Origin of the sequence: Pseudomonas sp. B13(2017) (assembly GCF_002113245.1) — a bacterium.
Taxonomy (GTDB): domain Bacteria; phylum Pseudomonadota; class Gammaproteobacteria; order Pseudomonadales; family Pseudomonadaceae; genus Aquipseudomonas; species Aquipseudomonas putida_Z.
Genome location: NZ_NEJX01000010.1, coordinates 1 through 16,958, shown reverse-complemented (window position 1 = coordinate 16,958; position 16,958 = coordinate 1). Strand labels below are relative to the sequence as shown.

General features: G+C 64.9%; 11 protein-coding genes and 4 tRNA genes. 7 read left to right on the top strand and 8 right to left on the bottom strand.

Features of this window, described 5'->3' with window-relative positions; translation table 11 throughout:
* Positions 1-3: 3 nt before the first annotated feature.
* A complete protein-coding gene (locus tag CAG44_RS14540) occupies positions 4-933 on the bottom strand; it encodes an AraC family transcriptional regulator (protein WP_085589916.1) in 930 nt (309 codons plus the stop codon).
* Between the two features lie 416 nt (positions 934-1,349).
* On the opposite strand from CAG44_RS14540, the gene CAG44_RS14535 reads away from it, so the two are divergent.
* The 4 genes from CAG44_RS14535 (at position 1,350) to CAG44_RS14520 (ending at position 5,283) form a co-directional block, all read left to right on the top strand.
* On the top strand, positions 1,350-2,690 hold the full coding sequence (locus CAG44_RS14535; RefSeq protein ID WP_085589914.1) for an MFS transporter: 1,341 nt from the start codon (positions 1,350-1,352) through the stop codon (positions 2,688-2,690).
* A gap of 131 nt (positions 2,691-2,821) precedes the next feature.
* Complete coding sequence (locus tag CAG44_RS14530; RefSeq protein WP_085589912.1) at positions 2,822-3,532, top strand: fumarylacetoacetate hydrolase family protein; 711 nt, start codon at positions 2,822-2,824, stop codon at positions 3,530-3,532.
* A gap of 17 nt (positions 3,533-3,549) precedes the next feature.
* Positions 3,550-4,308, top strand: a complete 759-nt coding sequence (locus CAG44_RS14525) for an SDR family oxidoreductase (RefSeq protein WP_085589910.1) — start codon at positions 3,550-3,552, stop codon at positions 4,306-4,308.
* A 24-nt stretch (positions 4,309-4,332) separates the two neighbouring features.
* Positions 4,333-5,283, top strand: a complete 951-nt coding sequence (locus CAG44_RS14520; RefSeq protein ID WP_085589908.1) for a 2-hydroxyacid dehydrogenase — start codon at positions 4,333-4,335, stop codon at positions 5,281-5,283.
* A 124-nt stretch (positions 5,284-5,407) separates the two neighbouring features.
* On the opposite strand, the gene nirD is transcribed toward CAG44_RS14520, so the two are convergent.
* From nirD to CAG44_RS14505, 3 genes are all read right to left on the bottom strand, one after another.
* Positions 5,408-5,770, bottom strand: coding sequence for a nitrite reductase small subunit NirD (gene nirD, locus CAG44_RS14515; RefSeq protein WP_085589906.1), 363 nt, complete (start codon positions 5,768-5,770; stop codon positions 5,408-5,410).
* Positions 5,770-8,322, bottom strand: coding sequence for a nitrite reductase large subunit NirB (gene nirB, locus CAG44_RS14510; RefSeq protein ID WP_025338051.1), 2,553 nt, complete (start codon positions 8,320-8,322; stop codon positions 5,770-5,772). Before nirB ends, nirD begins: the two co-directional genes overlap by 1 nt.
* Positions 8,323-8,627: 305 nt before the next feature.
* Positions 8,628-12,653 (bottom strand): bifunctional nitrate reductase/sulfite reductase flavoprotein subunit alpha, encoded by a 4,026-nt coding sequence (locus tag CAG44_RS14505; RefSeq protein WP_085692389.1) that lies wholly within the window; start codon positions 12,651-12,653, stop codon positions 8,628-8,630.
* Between the two features lie 338 nt (positions 12,654-12,991).
* On the opposite strand from CAG44_RS14505, the gene map reads away from it, so the two are divergent.
* Positions 12,992-13,768: a type I methionyl aminopeptidase gene (gene map / locus CAG44_RS14500; protein ID WP_371858039.1), complete on the top strand. Its 777-nt coding sequence runs from the start codon at positions 12,992-12,994 to the stop codon at positions 13,766-13,768.
* A 225-nt stretch (positions 13,769-13,993) separates the two neighbouring features.
* On the opposite strand, the gene CAG44_RS14495 is transcribed toward map, so the two are convergent.
* The 4 genes from CAG44_RS14495 to CAG44_RS14480 all read right to left on the bottom strand — a co-directional run bounded on the left by CAG44_RS14495 (position 13,994) and on the right by CAG44_RS14480 (position 14,495).
* A tRNA-Asp gene (locus CAG44_RS14495) sits at positions 13,994-14,070 on the bottom strand.
* Between the two features lie 13 nt (positions 14,071-14,083).
* Positions 14,084-14,159 (bottom strand) — tRNA-Val (locus tag CAG44_RS14490).
* 170 nt (positions 14,160-14,329) lie between these two features.
* Positions 14,330-14,406 (bottom strand) — tRNA-Asp (locus CAG44_RS14485).
* A gap of 13 nt (positions 14,407-14,419) precedes the next feature.
* A tRNA-Val gene (locus CAG44_RS14480) sits at positions 14,420-14,495 on the bottom strand.
* A gap of 217 nt (positions 14,496-14,712) precedes the next feature.
* On the opposite strand from CAG44_RS14480, the gene rdgC reads away from it, so the two are divergent.
* Together rdgC and CAG44_RS14470 are read left to right on the top strand one after the other, a co-directional pair.
* Positions 14,713-15,633, top strand: coding sequence for a recombination-associated protein RdgC (gene rdgC / locus CAG44_RS14475; protein WP_085589900.1), 921 nt, complete (start codon positions 14,713-14,715; stop codon positions 15,631-15,633).
* A 187-nt stretch (positions 15,634-15,820) separates the two neighbouring features.
* Entirely contained in the window at positions 15,821-16,786 is a 966-nt protein-coding gene (locus CAG44_RS14470) for a bile acid:sodium symporter family protein (RefSeq protein ID WP_013971400.1), read from the top strand.
* Positions 16,787-16,958: the final 172 nt, after the last annotated feature.

Genomic DNA, 16,958 nt, shown 5'->3' with positions numbered 1-16,958 from the left:
AGCTTACCGCATCGCCACCTGCGGCGTATCCGGGTCGCGTTGCTGGCGGCGGAACTGCCCCGGCGGCAAGCCATGAATCTGCCGAAAGCGCCGGGAAAAGTAGGCTTCATCGGCGAAGCCACAAAGCCGCGCCACCTCACCCACCGGGCGGCTGCCATTGAGCAGGTAGTTGCGCGCAGTATGCATACGCCGCTCCAGCACCAGCTCGCTGAAAGTCTTGCCGATTTCCTTGCGCAACCAATGGGTCAGGTAGGTCGGTGACAGGTAAGTAGCGGCGGCGACTTTCTGCAGGTTCAGGTCAGGGTCATCGATGTGCCGACGCAGGTACTCGCTCATGCGGCCCAGCGCGGCGCGGCGGCTGAGCTGGGCGGCATTGCTATCGGCCAGTTCGCGCAGCGGCTCGGCGTACAGGCCGCAGACCTGGCCGATCAGTTGCAGCAGCAGGCCCTTGAGCATTTCACGGCTACCGAACCGGCGGTTGGCATCCAGCGTGCGCATGCGTTCGAGGATCTGCCGCACCTCGGCGAAGTCAGCCTCATCGAGGCTGAAGTCGAGGTGCTCCTGGAAACGGAACGGTGACAGTTCCGGCGCCTGCAGGATCGACACCTCTTCCAGGTCCATCGGGTCGCAGGCCAGGTGTGGCAAGAGGAAGGTCTGGGAGAAGTTGATCACCACGAAGTCGCTGTCGTCCGGGTGCGGTATCACGTGCACCCGATGCGGCAGGATGAAGGCCAGGGTGTTGCGCGTGAACGGGCGCTGCACGCTGCCGATGTGCTGCACCGTATCGCCGCCGAAGTTGACCTGGATCTGGAAGTACTCGTGACGGTGCGGCGCGGTCTCGGCGGGACGGCCGCGCTGGTCGCGGATATAGAAATCCATCAGCTCGCTGCGCTGCTGCATGACGTAGGTCGGGACCTCGCGCTTGGGGGGCATTCGGCTTGCTCCATTCAGTGAGTGTGGCGCCGCCTGTTGTGGCCTCTTCGCGAGCGAGCCCGCTCCCAAGGGTCTCCAAAAAACTTGAAGCCTGCGCTGTACCTGTGGGAGCGGGCTTGCCCGCGAAGAAGCAGTGGCAGGCACGGCCTAGTTGTACGATGTCTAGATTTGGTGATTTAACCCCTTCTGCAAAAAGCAGCGCAACCGGAAATCCGTGCAGCCCTCAAAAAACGCGACCTTCAGCATGAAAACCGAGCAAAACCCAGCCCGCTGATTTTCTTGGACAGCGCTGCCATACCCCGTCTCCTGTGAAAAAAACGGTCTAAAACGGCCGTTGCATTCACGCTGTTGTACGACCACCTTAGAAAAGGGACTGCAGCCCAACCTCTACCAACAACAACAAACGAGGTCGACTCATGTCGAGCACGCCTACCCCCCGCACCGCGTCGTCATACGCGCTGGACGCGGCCCCTGCCCAGCGCCTGCCCACCCGCCGCCGCTGGTTCATGCTGTCGCTGCTGCTGGTGGCGACCATCATCAATTATGTCGACCGGGTGAACATTTCCATCGCAGCGCCGTTCATGGCCAAGGACCTGGGGCTGGACAAGGTCGAGATGGGGCTGATCTTCTCCGCCTTCGCCTGGACCTACGCCCTGGCCTTGGTGCCTGCCGGTTTCATCGCCGACCGTTTCGGTTCGCGCCTGACCTACGGCGTATCGCTGATCAGCTGGTCTGCGGTCACCGTGGCCCAGGGCCTGGCCAGCGGCTTTGCCTCGCTGTTCGGCCTGCGCCTGGCAGTCGGTGCCATGGAGGCCCCGGCATTTCCGGCCAACAGCCGTGCGGTCACGGTGTGGTTCCCCGCCCGTGAACGCGGCTTGGCCAGCAGCATCTACGTGTGTGGCCAGTACCTGGGCACCGCGCTGTTCACCGGCGCGCTGTTGTGGCTGGCAACCACCTATGACTGGCGCCATGTGTTCTACAGCACCGGCCTGGTCGGCATCCTGTTCGGCGCGGTGTGGCTATGGCTGTACCGCGACCCGCTGAACTGCAAGAAGGTCAGCAAGGAAGAGCTGGCCTACATCGAAGGCGGCGGCGGGCTGGTGAAAAGCAGCCGGGCGCGCACCCGTTTTGCCTGGCGCCAGGTGGCTGAGCTGTTCCGCTATCGCCAGGTCTGGGCCATCTGCCTTGGCAAGTTCGCCAGCACCTCGGCGCTGTATTTCTTCCTCACCTGGTTCCCCACCTACCTGATCGAGGAGCGCCAGTTGACGCTGATCAAGGTCGGCATCTTCGCCGTCATGCCGTTCATTGGTGCCACGGTCGGCATCCTCCTCGCGGGGATCGTCTCCGATCTGCTGATCCGCAAGGGCTACTCGCTGTCGTTCGCCCGCAAACTGCCTCTGGTGGTGGGTTCGATGCTGGGCATGTCGATCGTGCTGGTGAACTTCACCGACTCCAATGTGCTGTGCATTGCCATCCTCACCCTGGCGTTCTTCGCCCAGGGCATCGCCTCGGCGTCGTGGGCGGCGGTGTCGGAAGTAGCGCCCAAGGAGCTGATCGGCCTGACCGGCGGGGTCACCAGCCTGGCGGCGAACATTGGCGGCATCGTCACGCCGATCGTGATTGGCGCGATCGTGCATGCCAGCGGCTCGTTTGCCATGGCGTTCTGGTTCATCGGCGCCGTGGCGTTGATGGGCACCCTCTCTTACTCGCTGCTGCTCGGGAAGCTGTATCGCATCGAGCTGAAGTCCGCAGCTTGAGCGTTGTCTGTCCTTGCCCGCAAAGAAGCCGCTACAGGTTGCTTGGATAGTCCAAGCCATCCCCGTTTTCGTCCAACTTTACCGGCCAGCCGCTGACTTACGCTGACCACTCCAGTACGGAGGATCCACCCATGACCTACCTGTTCAACCCACCGGCCACCGTCAGCCTGCCGATCCGCGGCAGCGCTGCGCGCTTCCCGGTCGGCCGGGTGTTCTGCCTGGGCCGCAACTACCCTTGGCCGGAATCCTACGGAGCGGCACCGCAGGAGCCTGTGTTCTTCATGAAACCGGCGAGCAACGTGGTCCAGGCGCAGGGCGAGCTGCCCTTTCCGCCGCAGACCGATGAGTTCTGCCACGAAATCGAACTGGTAGCCGCCATCGCCAAGGGCGGTGCCAACATTGCCACGGAGCATGCCCTGGCACATGTGTTCGGCTTTGCCGCCGGCCTCGACCTGACCCGCCGCGACCACCAGCGCAAAGCCAAGGCCGAGGGCCTGCCCTGGGAAGGCGCCAAGGTGTTCGAGGCCTCGGCACCGATGACCGCCATCGTTCCCGCCAGCGAATGTGCCTGGCCGCTGGACGCGTCGCTGTGGTTGCAGGTCAATGGCCAGGAGCGCCAGCGTGCGCACCTGCGCCAGCAGACCTGGGCCCTGTCCGAGGTGATCAGCAGGCTGTCCCGCCAACTGCCGCTGCGCCCCGGCGACCTGATCATGACCGGCAGCCCGCCCGGGGTGGCGCCGCTCAACCCGGGCGACACGATCCACGCCGGCATTGATGGCATCGGCGAACTGCAACTGCGCGTCGGCCCCCGCCCTGCCGGACAAGCCGCCAGCGCTGCCTGAATCTACCGGAGCCCCACATGAGCCAAAACAAGAAAATCGCCCTGGTCACCGGCGCTGGCAGCGGCATCGGCCGCGCCGTCGCCCTCGCCCTGCTGGAGGATGGCTTCAGCCTGGTCCTCGCCGGGCGCCGCGCAGAACCGCTGCAAGCAGTGGTCGAACAGGCTCAGGCAGCGGGCGGTGAAGCCCTGGCCGTGCCAACCGACGTGCGCGACGAGCAGAGCGTTGCGCAACTGTTCGCTACCATCGAGGAGGTGCATGGCCGCCTCGATGTGATCTTCAACAATGCCGGGGTCAACGCCCCCGCCGTACCGGTCGACGAGCTGCCGCTGGAGTACTGGCGCAACGTCATCGCCACCAACGTCGACGGCGTGTTTCTGTGCGCCCGCGCCGCCTTCGGCCTGATGCGCCGCCAGCAGCCGCAGGGCGGGCGAATCATCAACAACGGCTCGATCTCGGCGCACACCCCGCGCCCGTTCACCGCCCCCTACACCGCCAGCAAGCACGCGGTGCTGGGCCTGACCAAGGCACTGGCGCTGGATGGTCGGTCGTACAACATCGTCTGCAGCCAGGTGGACATCGGCAACGCCCTGACCGAGCTGTCCGAGCGCATGACCCGTGGAGTGCGCCAGGCCAATGGCGAGACCGCCGCCGAACCGATGCTCGACGTGCGCCATGTGGCCGACGCGGTGCGCTACATCGCCGCGCTGCCGCTGGACGCCAACGTACTGAACATGACCGTGATGGCCAGCAACATGCCGTTCGTAGGCCGTGGCTGACCTTTGTTCCTGATGGAGTGACCGATGAAACCCGAAGTCCTGCAACTGAGCCCGATCCTCATCCCGCAAATCCGCGAGCGCCTGGACCAACTGTTCACTGTGCACCGCTACTACGAACAGACCGACAAGGACGCCTTCGTCAACCAGCATGCCGGCAATATTCGCGGTGTGATCACCGGTGGCCACACCGGCATCAGCCAGGCGCTGATGGCGCGCCTGCCCAACCTTGAAGTGGTCGCGGTCAATGGCGTCGGCACCGACGCAGTGGACCTGGCCTATGCCCGTGATCGCGGCATCCGGGTCACCGCCACCATCGGCGCCCTCACCGAGGACGTCGCCGACCTCGCCATCGGTCTGCTGATCGGCTTGTGCCGTGGCATCTGCACCGGCGACCGTTTCGTACGCGCAGGCCACTGGGCCACCAGCGCCACACCGCTGGCACCGCTGCCACTGGCCCGCCAGGTGACAGGCATGCGGGTGGGCATCGTCGGCATGGGCCGGGTCGGCCGCGCCGTGGCGCAGCGAGCGGCGGCGTTCGGTTGCCCGATTCGCTATACCGACCTGCAGGCGCTGGATGTGCCCTATGGTTTCGAAGCGGATCTCGTACAGTTGGCCCAGGGCAGCGATGCGCTGATCTTGGCAGCCGCAGCCGACAAAGGCGAAGCGCTGGTCAACCGCGAGGTTCTGCGGGCATTGGGGTCGCAGGGGTACCTGATCAACATCGCGCGCGGCAAGCTGGTGGATGAGCCAGCGTTGATCGCGGCGCTGGAGGCCGGCGAGATCGCGGGCGCAGCGCTGGATGTGTTTGCCGATGAACCACGGGCGCCCGAGGCCTTGTTCGAGCGAGAGGATGTGGTGCTGCAACCGCACCGGGCCAGCGCCACGGTGCAGACCCGCACGCGCATGGGCGAGATGGTGGTGGCCAGCCTGGTGGATGTGTTTGCAGGGCGTAAGCCGCTGGGGTTGGTTATCTGACTCAAGATCCTGGGGCTGCTTTGCAGCCCTTTCGCGACCCAAGGCCGCTCCTACAGGGGGACGCAATTTCCTGTAGGAGCGGCCTTGTGTCGCGAAAGGGGCGCAAAGCGCCCCCAGCGATTTATCAGGCCACCGCCAACTCCACAGCACTTCCACTCAACCGCACCGGCCACACCCGCAACCGCTGCCCGGCATCTTCCAGGCACTCGCCACTTTGCAGGCTGAAGTGCTGCTTGTACAACGGCGCCGCCACCACCAGCTCGCCCTGCACACTGCCCACCAGCCCGCGGCCGATGATGTTGGCGCCGGACCGCGGGTCGCGGTTGTCCACCGCGTACAGCGGCTGCGCCTGCCCCGGCAGGTAGAACAGCGCCACCTGGGCCCCGTCGAGCCAGACCACCACCCCGGAATCGGCCACCAGGTCATCCGCCTGGCACACCGCCTGCCAGTTCTCGTGGGTTTTCACAGCAGCATTGGACAGGTTCATCAGACAGCCTCCTCGACGGTTGGGATCAGGTGCAGTGGCGCAGCAGGCCGGCGCTGTTCGCGTTCGCGCACGAAGTGCACGTCCGGGTCGGCGCGGCGGTCGTTGACGAAAGTACGGAAGCGCTTCAGCTTCTCGGGGTCGTTGAGGGCGTTGGCCCATTCGCATTCATACTGGTCGACCACATGCTGCATCTGCGCCTCCAGCTCGCTGGCCAGGCCCAGGCTGTCGTCGATGATCACCTGCTTCAGGTAGTCCAGCCCACCTTCCAGGTTCTCGCGCCACACCGAGGTGCGCTGCAGTTTGTCGGCGGTGCGGATGTAGAACATCAGCACGCGGTCGATCAGGCGCACCAGGGTTTCGTCGTCGAGGTCGGTGGCAAACAGTTCGGCATGCCGCGGGCGCATGCCGCCATTGCCGCACACGTACAGGTTCCAGCCCTTGTCGGTGGCGATCACGCCGATGTCCTTGCTCTGTGCCTCGGCGCATTCGCGAGTGCAGCCGGACACCGCGAACTTGAGCTTGTGCGGGCTGCGCAGGCCTTTGTAGCGGTCTTCCAGGCGCAGGGCCATGCCGACGCTGTCCTGCACGCCGTAACGGCACCAGGTGCTGCCGACGCACGATTTCACCGTGCGGGTCGACTTGCCGTAGGCATGGCCGGTTTCGAAGCCGGCCTCGATCAGCTCGCCCCAGATCAGCGGCAGCTCGTGCAACTGGGCGCCGAACAGGTCGATGCGCTGGCCGCCGGTGATCTTGGTGTACAGGTCGTACTTTTTCGCCACCTGGCCGATCACGATGAGCTTGTCGGGGGTAATTTCACCACCGGGGATGCGCGGCACCACCGAGTAGGTGCCGTTCTTCTGCATGTTGGCCATGAAGGTGTCGTTGGTGTCCTGCAGCGGCACCAGCGCCGGGTCCATGATCGGCTGGTTCCAGCACGAGGCGAGGATACTGCCCACCGCCGGCTTGCAGATGTCGCAGCCAACGTGGCCCTTGCCGTGGCGTTCGAGCAGTTCGTTGAAGGTGCGGATACCCTCTACCCGCACCAGCCCGTACAGCTCCTGACGAGTGTAGGCGAAGTGCTCGCACAGGCTCTTGTCCACCGCCACGCCACGGGCGGTCAGCTCGTGCTCGAACACCTGCTTGAGCAGTGCCGCGCAACCACCACAACCGGTGGCGGCCTTGGTGCAGCCCTTGACTGCGGCAAGGTCGCCGCAGCCGCTGTCGATGGCGGCGCAGACCGCGCCCTTGCTGACGTTGTGGCACGAGCAGATGGTCGCGCTGTCGGGCAGCGCATCAGCACCCAGGGCCGGTGCGCCGCCGCCTTGCGGCAGGATCAGTGCCGCGGGGTCGGCTGGCAGGGCGATGCCGTTCTGGGCGTACTGCAGCAGGGTGTCGTAGTAGCTGTTGTCGCCCACCAGCACCGCACCGAGCACGTGCTTGCCGCTGGCATCCACCACCAGCCGGCGGTAGGCGCTGTTGGCTTCGTCGATGAAGCGGTAGCTGCGTGCGCCCGGGGTGGCGCCATGGGCATCGCCGATGGAACCGACATCCACGCCCAGCAACTTGAGCTTGGTCGACATGTCGGCACCGGTGAATTCGCCAGCGGCTTCACCCATCAGCAATGCCGCCAGGTTGCGCGCCATGCTGTAGCCCGGGGCGACCAGGCCGAACACGCTGCCGTTCCACGAGGCGCACTCGCCGATGGCAAAGATGCGTGGGTCGCTGCTGCGGCAATGGTTGTCGATCACCACGCCGCCACGCGCGGCGATGTCCAGGCCACAGGCACGGCCCAGGGCATCCTGCGGGCGGATACCCGCAGAGAACACGATCAGGTCGGTTTCCAGGTGCTCGCCGCCATCGAAGTTCATGCGGTAGCGGTAGTCTTCACCCGCACTGATCGACTGGGTGGCGCGCGACAGATGCACGCCAACGCCCAGCGCTTCGATCTGTGCCTTGAGCGCGGCACCGCCCTCGCCGTCCAGCTGCACCGGCATCAGCCGCGGGGCGAATTCCACCACGTGGGCTTCCAGGCCCAGCGACTTGAGGGCGTTGGCTGCTTCCAGGCCAAGCAGGCCACCACCCACTACCACGCCACGGCGGGCACTGGCTGCGGCAGCGCGGATGCCGTCGAGGTCGTCAAGGGTGCGGTAGACCAGGCGGGCATTGCCGCTGGAACCTTCGATCGGCGGCACGAAGGGGTAGGAACCTGTGGCCAGCACCAGCTGGTCGTAGCCATAGCGGCCCTCCGCGGTGACCACTTCGCCGCGCTCACGGTCGATTTCCAGCACCGCTTCCCCGAGGTGCAGGTGCACACCGTTGGTACCGTAGAAGTCCTGCTCGCACAGGGCCAGGGTTTCGGCACAGCTGCCGCCGAAGTACTCGGACAGGTGCACGCGGTCGTAGGCGCGTTGGCGCTCTTCGCCGAACACATGCACTTCGAAGCGCTGCAGGGCGCCGCGGCTGACCAGTTGTTCGACGCAATGGTGGCCGACCATGCCGTTGCCGACGATGACCAGTCGCTCTCGTTGCCCGCTGCTCGCTGTTGCCTTCATAAGCCGATCCTCGATCAAAAAAAAAGCGCCTGGAGCCGAAGCTCCAGGCGCCTTTGCCTGTATTCATCACGGTAGGGGGCCCGGGTTGATCGCCGTTGATCAGTGGGCTTTGTTGTAACTGGGATAAAGCAGGGAGTGTGCCAACCCTGTTTCCTGTACCGGCCTCTTCGCGGGCACGCCCGCTCCCACAGGGTTCTCCACGTTTATTCAGACCTGTGCAGTACCTGTGGGAGCGGGCCTGCCCGCGAAGAGGCCAGTACAGTAAATGCACATTCCAAGTGCATCACTCCCCATCTTGGAGCACATCAATACACATCCCGCCGATACCGCTTGGCCCTGCCCAGCGCTTCGACATAAGCCGCAGCCGCCGCTGCATCCATGCCGCCATGCTCGGCCACGATCGCCCGCAACGCCGCATCCACATCCTTGGCCATGCGCTGCGCATCGCCACACACATAGAAGTACGCCCCCGCCTCCAGCCACTGCCACAGCTGCGCGCCCTGCTCGAGCATGCGCTGCTGCACGTAGACCTTCTCGGCCTGGTCGCGTGAAAACGCCGTGTCCAGACGCAGGTGCCCTGCAGCCTGCCAGGCCTGCAGCTGCTCCTGGTAATAGAAATCGGTGGCCGCGTACTGCTCGCCGAAGAACAGCCAGTTGGCCCCTTTCGCCCCACGTGCCTCTCGTTCTTCGAGGAAGGCCCTGAACGGTGCAATACCGGTGCCGGGGCCGACCATGATCACCGGCACGCTGTCGTCCTCGGGCAGGCGAAAGTGCTTCGACACCTGCGGGAAGATGGCAACCTTCAGCGCCTGCGCACGGTCGGCAAGGAAGCTTGAACACACCCCTTTGCGCGCGCCATAGCGCACCGTGGACACGGTCAGGTGCACCTGCTGCGGGTGCGCCAGCGGGCTGGAGCTGATCGAGTACAGGCGCGGCTGCAACGGCTTGAGCAGCTCCAGCCAGCTGGCCAGCGGCAGCTGCTGGGGGAAGGTGCGCAGCACATCGACCAGTTGCCGCCCCCACAACCAGTCCTGCAGCTCGGCCTTGCACTCGGGCTGCAGCAGGCGCTGCAGGTCCGGGGCATTGCCGGCGAAGGCCTGCAGCTGCTGCATGGTGACCTTGGCGATCTCCAGGTGCGCTTGCAGGGCTTCGGTCAGCGGCATGGCGGGATGGCCTTTCAGCTGAACCATGGTCTGGCCATCGAGCTGCATCAGCGCCAGCAGCTCGTCGACCAGGGCCGGACAGTTGCGCGGCCACACGCCCAAGGCATCACCGGCGGCATAGGTGAAGCCGCTGCCACTCAGGTCGAACACCAGTTGACGGGTTTCCTTGCTGGCACCCGGGCCGTTGAGCAGGCGGTTTTCCAGCAAGGTGGCAGCCCAGGGTTGCTGCTTGCCATAGGCCGCCACGGGCGCAGGCTCGGTGACCGGTTGCGGTGCAGCAGCGTTGCCTAGCGTGGGCAGCAGCGCATCCAGCCAGGCGGCGAAGGCGTCGTCGAAGTCCGGCTCGCAGTCCACCCGCTGCAGCAGGCGCCGCCCACCCAGCTCGGCCAGGCGTTGGTCGAGCTTGCGGCCAAAGCCGCAGAACTGGTCGTAACTGGAGTCGCCCAGGGCCAGCACGGCAAAAGGCAGTTCGGCGCAGTGGGCGCCCTCCTCGCCTTGCAAGGCTTGCCAGAATGCCGCTGCGCTGTCGGGCGCGTCGCCATCGCCAAAGGTGCTGGCGATCAGCACCACGCTGGCGGCGCCCTGCAGCTGGCGCGGGCTGACCGCTTCCATGCAACTGAGCTGCACGTCGAGGCCGGCACCGCGCAGGCGCTCGGCACAGCGTTCGGCCAACAGCTCGCCGTTGCCGGTTTGCGAAGCCCACAGCACCTGGTGCCGTGGTGCTATCAACGCTGCATCGGGCAGCACGGCCGGCTGGGCGAACAGCCCGGCCAGCAAGCCATCGACGAACAACCGGCGGTTGGCGGCCAGCGGCGCACTGGCCGGCAGGCAGGGCACGCCCTCGGCGCGAACCTGGTCCAGGCCCAGCAGGAAGCCTTGCAGGTAATGGCGCTCTTCCTCGGCCAGCACCGGAGCTGGCAGGGTGTCCAGGCCAAGCAGACGGGACAGGGTGGCGGTCGGCATGCGGGCAGGCTCCGGATTGGCAGTGTTCAGATCAAGGGCTTCGATGCGCTCACCGGCAACCCGCTCCAGGGTCACGGCACAATGCTTGAACGCCGGCTGCAGCGACAGCGGGTCGACCGCATCGCAGGTCACGGCGTTGATCGCCAGTTGCTCGCCGATCAGGTCATTCCAGTGGAACGGGGCAAAGCAGTTGCCAGGCATGACCCGGTCGCTGATTCGCGCGGGCAGCACGGCCTGCCCGCGGCGCGAGCGAATGGCCACCTGGTCCTTTTCGGCAATGCCCAGCCGGGCAGCATCGTCGCGGTGGATTTCCACGAAGGGTCCGGGCTCCAGCTTGTTCAGCGCCGGTACCTTGCCGGTCTTGGTCAGGGTGTGCCACTGGTGCTGCACGCGGCCGGTATTCAGCACCATGGGGTAATCGGCATCCGGCAGCTCCGCCGCCGGCAACCAGGGCCGGGCGAAGAAGCGGGCCTTGCCGCTGGCGGTCGGGAAGGCCAACACCGGGCACTCGCCCTGGGCATCGTGCAACAGCGTCTGGCTGCTGCCGTCGTTGCGATAGCGCAGCGAGCTGCGCGGGTTGTCGCGGCCCGGGGCGCAGGGCCACTGGTGCGGCTGCTCGCGCAGTTCGGCATAGCCGATGCCCCGCAGGTCGTAGCCGGTGCTTGGGTTGTGAAAGCGGCGGATCTCCTCGTATACCGCCTCGGCATCGGGGTAGTCGAAGGCGTCGGCATAGCCCATGGCACAGGCGACCCGGGCGATGATCTGCCAGTCTGGCAGGCTCTGCCCGGGCGGTTCGACGGCACGTGGCATGAGGGTGAGGTTGCGCTCGCTGTTGATCATCACGCCCTCGCCTTCGGCCCACAGCGCAGCCGGTAGCAGGATGTCGGCGTAGCGGTTGGTCTCGGTGTCGAGGAAGGCATCCTGGGTAATCACCAGTTCGGCCTGGCGCAGGCCGTCGATCACCTGCTGGCGGTTGGCGACACTGGCCACCGGGTTGCTGCAGATGACCCAGCAGGCCTTTACCACGCCGCTTTTCATCTGCTCGAACAGCGCCACCGTGCCCTCGCCGCCTTCGCTGCGCAGGCTGCCCGGGGCCAGTTGCCACTGCTGCTCGACGAAGGCGCGGTCTTGCGCTACCAGCGCCGAGCGCTGGCCTGGCAGGCCGGGGCCCATGTAGCCCATCTCGCGGCCGCCCATGGCATTGGGTTGGCCGGTCAGCGAGAACGGCCCACTGCCGGGGCGGCAGATGGCGCCCGTGGCCAGGTGCAGGTTGCAGATCGCATTGGTGTGCCAGGTGCCGTGGATGCTCTGGTTCAGGCCCATGGTCCAGCAGCTCATCCAGTTGCTGGCGCTGCCGATCCATTCGGCGGCCTTGATGATGTCGGCCTCGGCCAGCCCGGTGATGGCGGCCACCCGGTCAGGGGTGTAGTCATCGAGAAAGGCCGGCAGTTCGTCCCAGCCTTCGGTGTGGCGGGCGATGAAGTCGGGGTCGGTGTGGCCGTTACGCAGGAGCAGGTGCAGCAGGCCATTGAGCAAGGCCATGTCGCTGCCGGGGCGCACCTGCAGGAACAGGTCGGCCTTGTCGGCGGTGGCGCTGCGCCGCGGGTCGACGACGATCAGCTTGGCACCCGCCTTGACCCGGTCGAGCAGGCGCAGGAACAGGATCGGGTGACAGTCGGCCATGTTGGCGCCGATCACCAGGAATACGTCGGCGTGCTCGAAGTCCTGGTAGCTGCCGGGCGGGCCATCGGCACCGAGCGACAGCTTGTATCCGCTGCCGGCACTGGCCATGCACAGGCGCGAGTTGGACTCGATGTGGCGGGTGCGGATAAAGCCCTTGGCCAGCTTGTTGGCCAGGTACTGGGCCTCCAGCGACATCTGCCCGGACACGTACAGCGCCACGGCGTCGGGGCCGTGCTGGTCGATGATGCCGCGCAGGCGCGCAGCGGCGGCGGCAATGGCCTGGTCGATGCCGGTACGCGCTGGCTGCTGGCTGCGCTGCTGGCGTACATAGGCATCCTCCATGCGCCCGGCGGCGGTCAGCGGCAGGTGTGCGGTGAGGCCTTTGGTGCACAGGCGGCCGAAGTTGCTGGGGTGCTGCTTGTCGCCGCTGATCTTGCCGACCTTGCCATCGGCGACGCTCATGACGATGCCGCAACCGACGCCGCAGTAGGGGCAGACGCTGCGCACTTCGCTGTTGGCCATGGGCGGGCTCCTGTAGGGAACGCAAAAAGGCGCCGGCTGCCCCTGCTTGCTGGGCAAGCGGGGCAACACGGCGCCTTTGTCGTGAAGTTTTGTGGGCTGTCGACGTTGATAGCCCTGGATGGAGGTGAAACAGCAATTTATGGGCCAGCTGTGCCGCCCCTTTCGCGGGCATGCCCGCTCCCACAGGGATATCACAAGGCCTGAGGGCGGTGCTGTACCTGTGGGAGCGGGCGTGCCCGCGAAGAGGCCGGTACAGGCTGTGCACCATGCGATGGCACCCCCACACCCCATGGCGCTATGCTGGGGCACATTCCAGCACGAGCCACTGCACTCCCCCCATGTCCCAGGTGATTATCAAGACCCCCGCCCAACTCGACCTGATGCGCCGCGCCGGCCAGCTGCTTGCCCAGGTGTTCGCCGACCTCGACAGCTTCATCCGCCCTGGCGTGACCACCATGCAGATCAACGACCGCGCCGAGGCGTTCATCATCGACACGCTCAAGGCCCGCCCGGCGAGCAAGGGCCAGTACGGTTTCCCCTATTCGCTCAACACCTCGGTGGACCATGTGGTGTGCCATGGCATGCCCAAGGTCGATGAAGTGCTAAAGGAAGGCTCGATCATCAACGTCGACATCACCCTGGAACAAGGCGGCTATATCGCCGACTCGTCAAAGATGTACAGCATCGGGCCGATCAGCGATGAGGCGCAGCGCCTGGTCGACACCACCTATGACGCGCTATGGAAAGGCATCGAACAGGTACGCCCCGGGGCTACGCTGGGTGATATCGGCCATGCCATCCAGACCCATGCCGAAGCGGCGGGCTACAGCGTCGTACGTGAGTATTGCGGGCATGGCATTGGCCAACAGATGCATGAAGGGCCCGAGGTGCTGCACATTGGCCAGCGCGGGATGGGCCTGAAGTTGAAGCCGGGGATGGTGTTTACCATCGAACCGATGATCAACCAGGGCGGACGCGGGACGCGCACGCTGAAGGATGGCTGGACGGTGATTACCCGCGACCACAGCTTGTCGGCGCAGTGGGAGCATACGGTGGCGGTGACCGAGGAGGGGGTTGAGGTGCTCACCTTACGGGAAGAAGAGCGTCGCCGCTGAGATTGCCGGGGCTGCGTTGCAGCCCATTCGCCGGCAAGCCAGCTCCCACAGGGATAGCGTAGGGCTTGAGATCAATGCGGTCGAGGTGGGAGCTGGCTTGCCGGCGATGAGGCCCTGACAGGCAATACAAGATAGTTTTTTGCCAAAGGCAGAAACAAAAAAAGCGACCCTAAGGTCGCTTTCTCTGTTACTTCCGGGTGTTCAGTAGGCCCTGGAAGTGGAATATGGCGCAGCGGACGGGACTCGAACCCGCGACCCCCGGCGTGACAGGCCGGTATTCTAACCGACTGAACTACCGCTGCGCTAAACATCGAGTGGTGGGTGATGACGGGATCGAACCGCCGACCCTCTGCTTGTAAGGCAGATGCTCTCCCGGCTGAGCTAATCACCCATGTCTCTCGGTGTGGCGCGCATTCTACGGGCGACTTGGCGCTCTGGCAAGCACTTATCGAACTTTTTGCAAAATTCGCGAAAACACCAAATCGCAGGCACAAAAAAAGCGACCCTGAGGTCGCTTTCTCTGTTACTTCCGGGTGTTCAGTAGGCCCTGGAAGTGAAATATGGCGCAGCGGACGGGACTCGAACCCGCGACCCCCGGCGTGACAGGCCGGTATTCTAACCGACTGAACTACCGCTGCGCTAAACATCGAGTGGTGGGTGATGACGGGATCGAACCGCCGACCCTCTGCTTGTAAGGCAGATGCTCTCCCGGCTGAGCTAATCACCCTTCGTCTCGGTGTGGCGCGCATTCTACGGACGGCCCCGTACCCTGGCAAGCACTTTTTTAACTTTTTTCAAAAAAAACCTCAGGCCTTTCAAAGACCTAGCGTTGCCACGTGCATCTTTACATTCAGCTACAGCTACTGGCACTCCGACAGGGTTGGCCTGAGAGCACCGCTCGGAGAATAATGCCCGCCTTATGCATTAAGGAGAGATTGCCCCTCATGTGGTTCAAGAACCTGCTGACCTACCGCCTGACCCAGGAAGTCCCGTTCGAGCCTGAAGCGCTGGAAGCGGCCCTGGCCAGCAAGCCGGCCCGCCCCTGCGCCAGCCAGGAGCTGACCACCTATGGTTTCGTCGCGCCATTCGGCAAGGGCGAAGACGCTCCCCTGGTGCATGTCAGTGGCGAGTACCTGCTGATTGCCGCGCGCAAGGAAGAACGCATCCTGCCCAGCAGCGTGGTCAACGATGCGGTGAAGGAAAAGGTCGAAGAGATCGAGACCGAGCAGATGCGCAAGGTCTATAAAAAGGAACGCGACCAGATCAAGGACGAGATCATCCAGGCCTTCCTGCCGCGCGCGTTCATCCGCCGCTCGATGATCTTCGCGGCCATTGCCCCGCGCCTGGGCGTGATCCTGGTCAACTCGGCCAGCGCCAAGCGTGCCGAAGACCTGCTGTCGACCCTGCGTGAAGTGATGGGCTCGCTGCCGGTGCGCCCGGCCACCGTGAAAATCGCACCGGTTGCCACCATGACCGAGTGGGTCAAGTCGCAGCAAGCTGCCGAAGGCTTCTATGTGCTGGACGAGTGCGAACTGCGCGACACCGCCGAAGATGGCGGTATCGTGCGCTGCAAGCGCCAGGACCTGACCGGCGAGGAAATCCAGCTGCACCTGAGCACTGGCAAGGTGGTTACCCAGCTGGCCCTGGCCTGGCAGGACAAGCTGTCGTTCATTCTGGATGACAAGATGGTGATCAAGCGCCTGAAGTTCGAAGAGCTGCTGCAGGAGCAGGCCGAACAGGATGGTGGCGATGAGGCTGCGCAGCAGTTCGATGCCAGCTTCCAGCTGATGATGATGACCTTTGCCGAATTCCTGCCGGTGCTGTTCGAGGCACTGGGTGGGGAAGAGATTCCGCAAGGGGTCTGACTGGTTTTGAAATGCCGGTACTGGCCTGGGAGATATCCTCAGACAGTACTGGCCTCTTCGCGGGCTTGCCCGCTCCCACAGGTACACCACAGTTTCTGAGTACTGTGGTGTACCTGTGGGAGCGGGCAAGCCCGCGAAAGGGCCAGTGAAATTCTTGAAGCCATAAAACAGAAAAGGAATTGCCCCCATGCGTGCCCTCGCCACCCTCAGCCGCTTCGTCGGCAATACCTTCGCCCTGTGGGTGCTGGTGTTCGCCGTGCTGGCCTTCCTGCAACCGCAATGGTTCATCGCCCTGAAGGTGGCCATCGTGCCGTTGCTGGGCCTGGTGATGTTCGGCATGGGCCTCACCCTCAAGCTCGATGACTTCGCCGCCCTCGCCCGCCAGCCCTGGCGGGTGATGCTGGGTGTGGTCGCGCACTTCGTGATCATGCCGGGCATGGCCTGGCTGCTGTGCCAGCTGTTCCACCTGCCGCCGGAAATCGCCGTGGGCGTGATCCTGGTTGGCTGCTGCCCGAGCGGCACGGCGTCGAACGTGATGGTCTGGCTGTCCCGTGGCGACCTGGCGCTGGCGGTGGCGATCGCTGCGGTGACCACCCTGCTCGCCCCGCTGCTGACCCCGGCGCTGATCTGGTTCCTGGCCTCGGCCTGGCTGCCGGTGTCCTTCATGGACATGTTCTGGTCGATCCTGCAGCTGGTGATGCTGCCGATCGTGCTCGGCGTGCTGGCCCAGCGGCTGCTTGGCGCGCGGGTGCAGGCGGCGGTGCAGGTGCTGCCGCTGGTGTCGGTGGTGAGTATCGTGATGATCGTGTGCGCGGTGGTGGCGGCCAGCCAGGCGAAGATCGCCGAGTCGGGGCTGCTGATCATGGCGGTGGTGATATTGCACAACAGCTTCGGCTACTTGCTGGGGTACCTGACCGGCAGGCTGTGCAAGCTGCCACTGGCACAGCGCAAGTCGCTGGCGCTGGAGGTGGGCATGCAGAACTCCGGGCTGGGCGCGGCACTGGCGGCGGCGCATTTTTCGCCGCTGGCTGCGGTGCCGAGTGCGTTGTTCAGCGTTTGGCACAATATTTCCGGGGCGCTGCTGTCGACCTGGTTCCGGCGCATGGGGGAACCTGTGGCAGAAGCAGAAGGTGGGGAGCCGGCCAGGCATTGATGTTGCCTGCACTGGCCCTTTCGCGGGCACGCCCGCTCCCACAGAGATCTCCACAATCTTCAGACCTGTGCAGTACCTAATGAAATGGTCCTCCCAGGACTCCCCAGTGAAAGCCTAAGCTTTCACTGGGGGATCTAACTGGAGATCGCCGTTATGAATACTCAAAATCTTG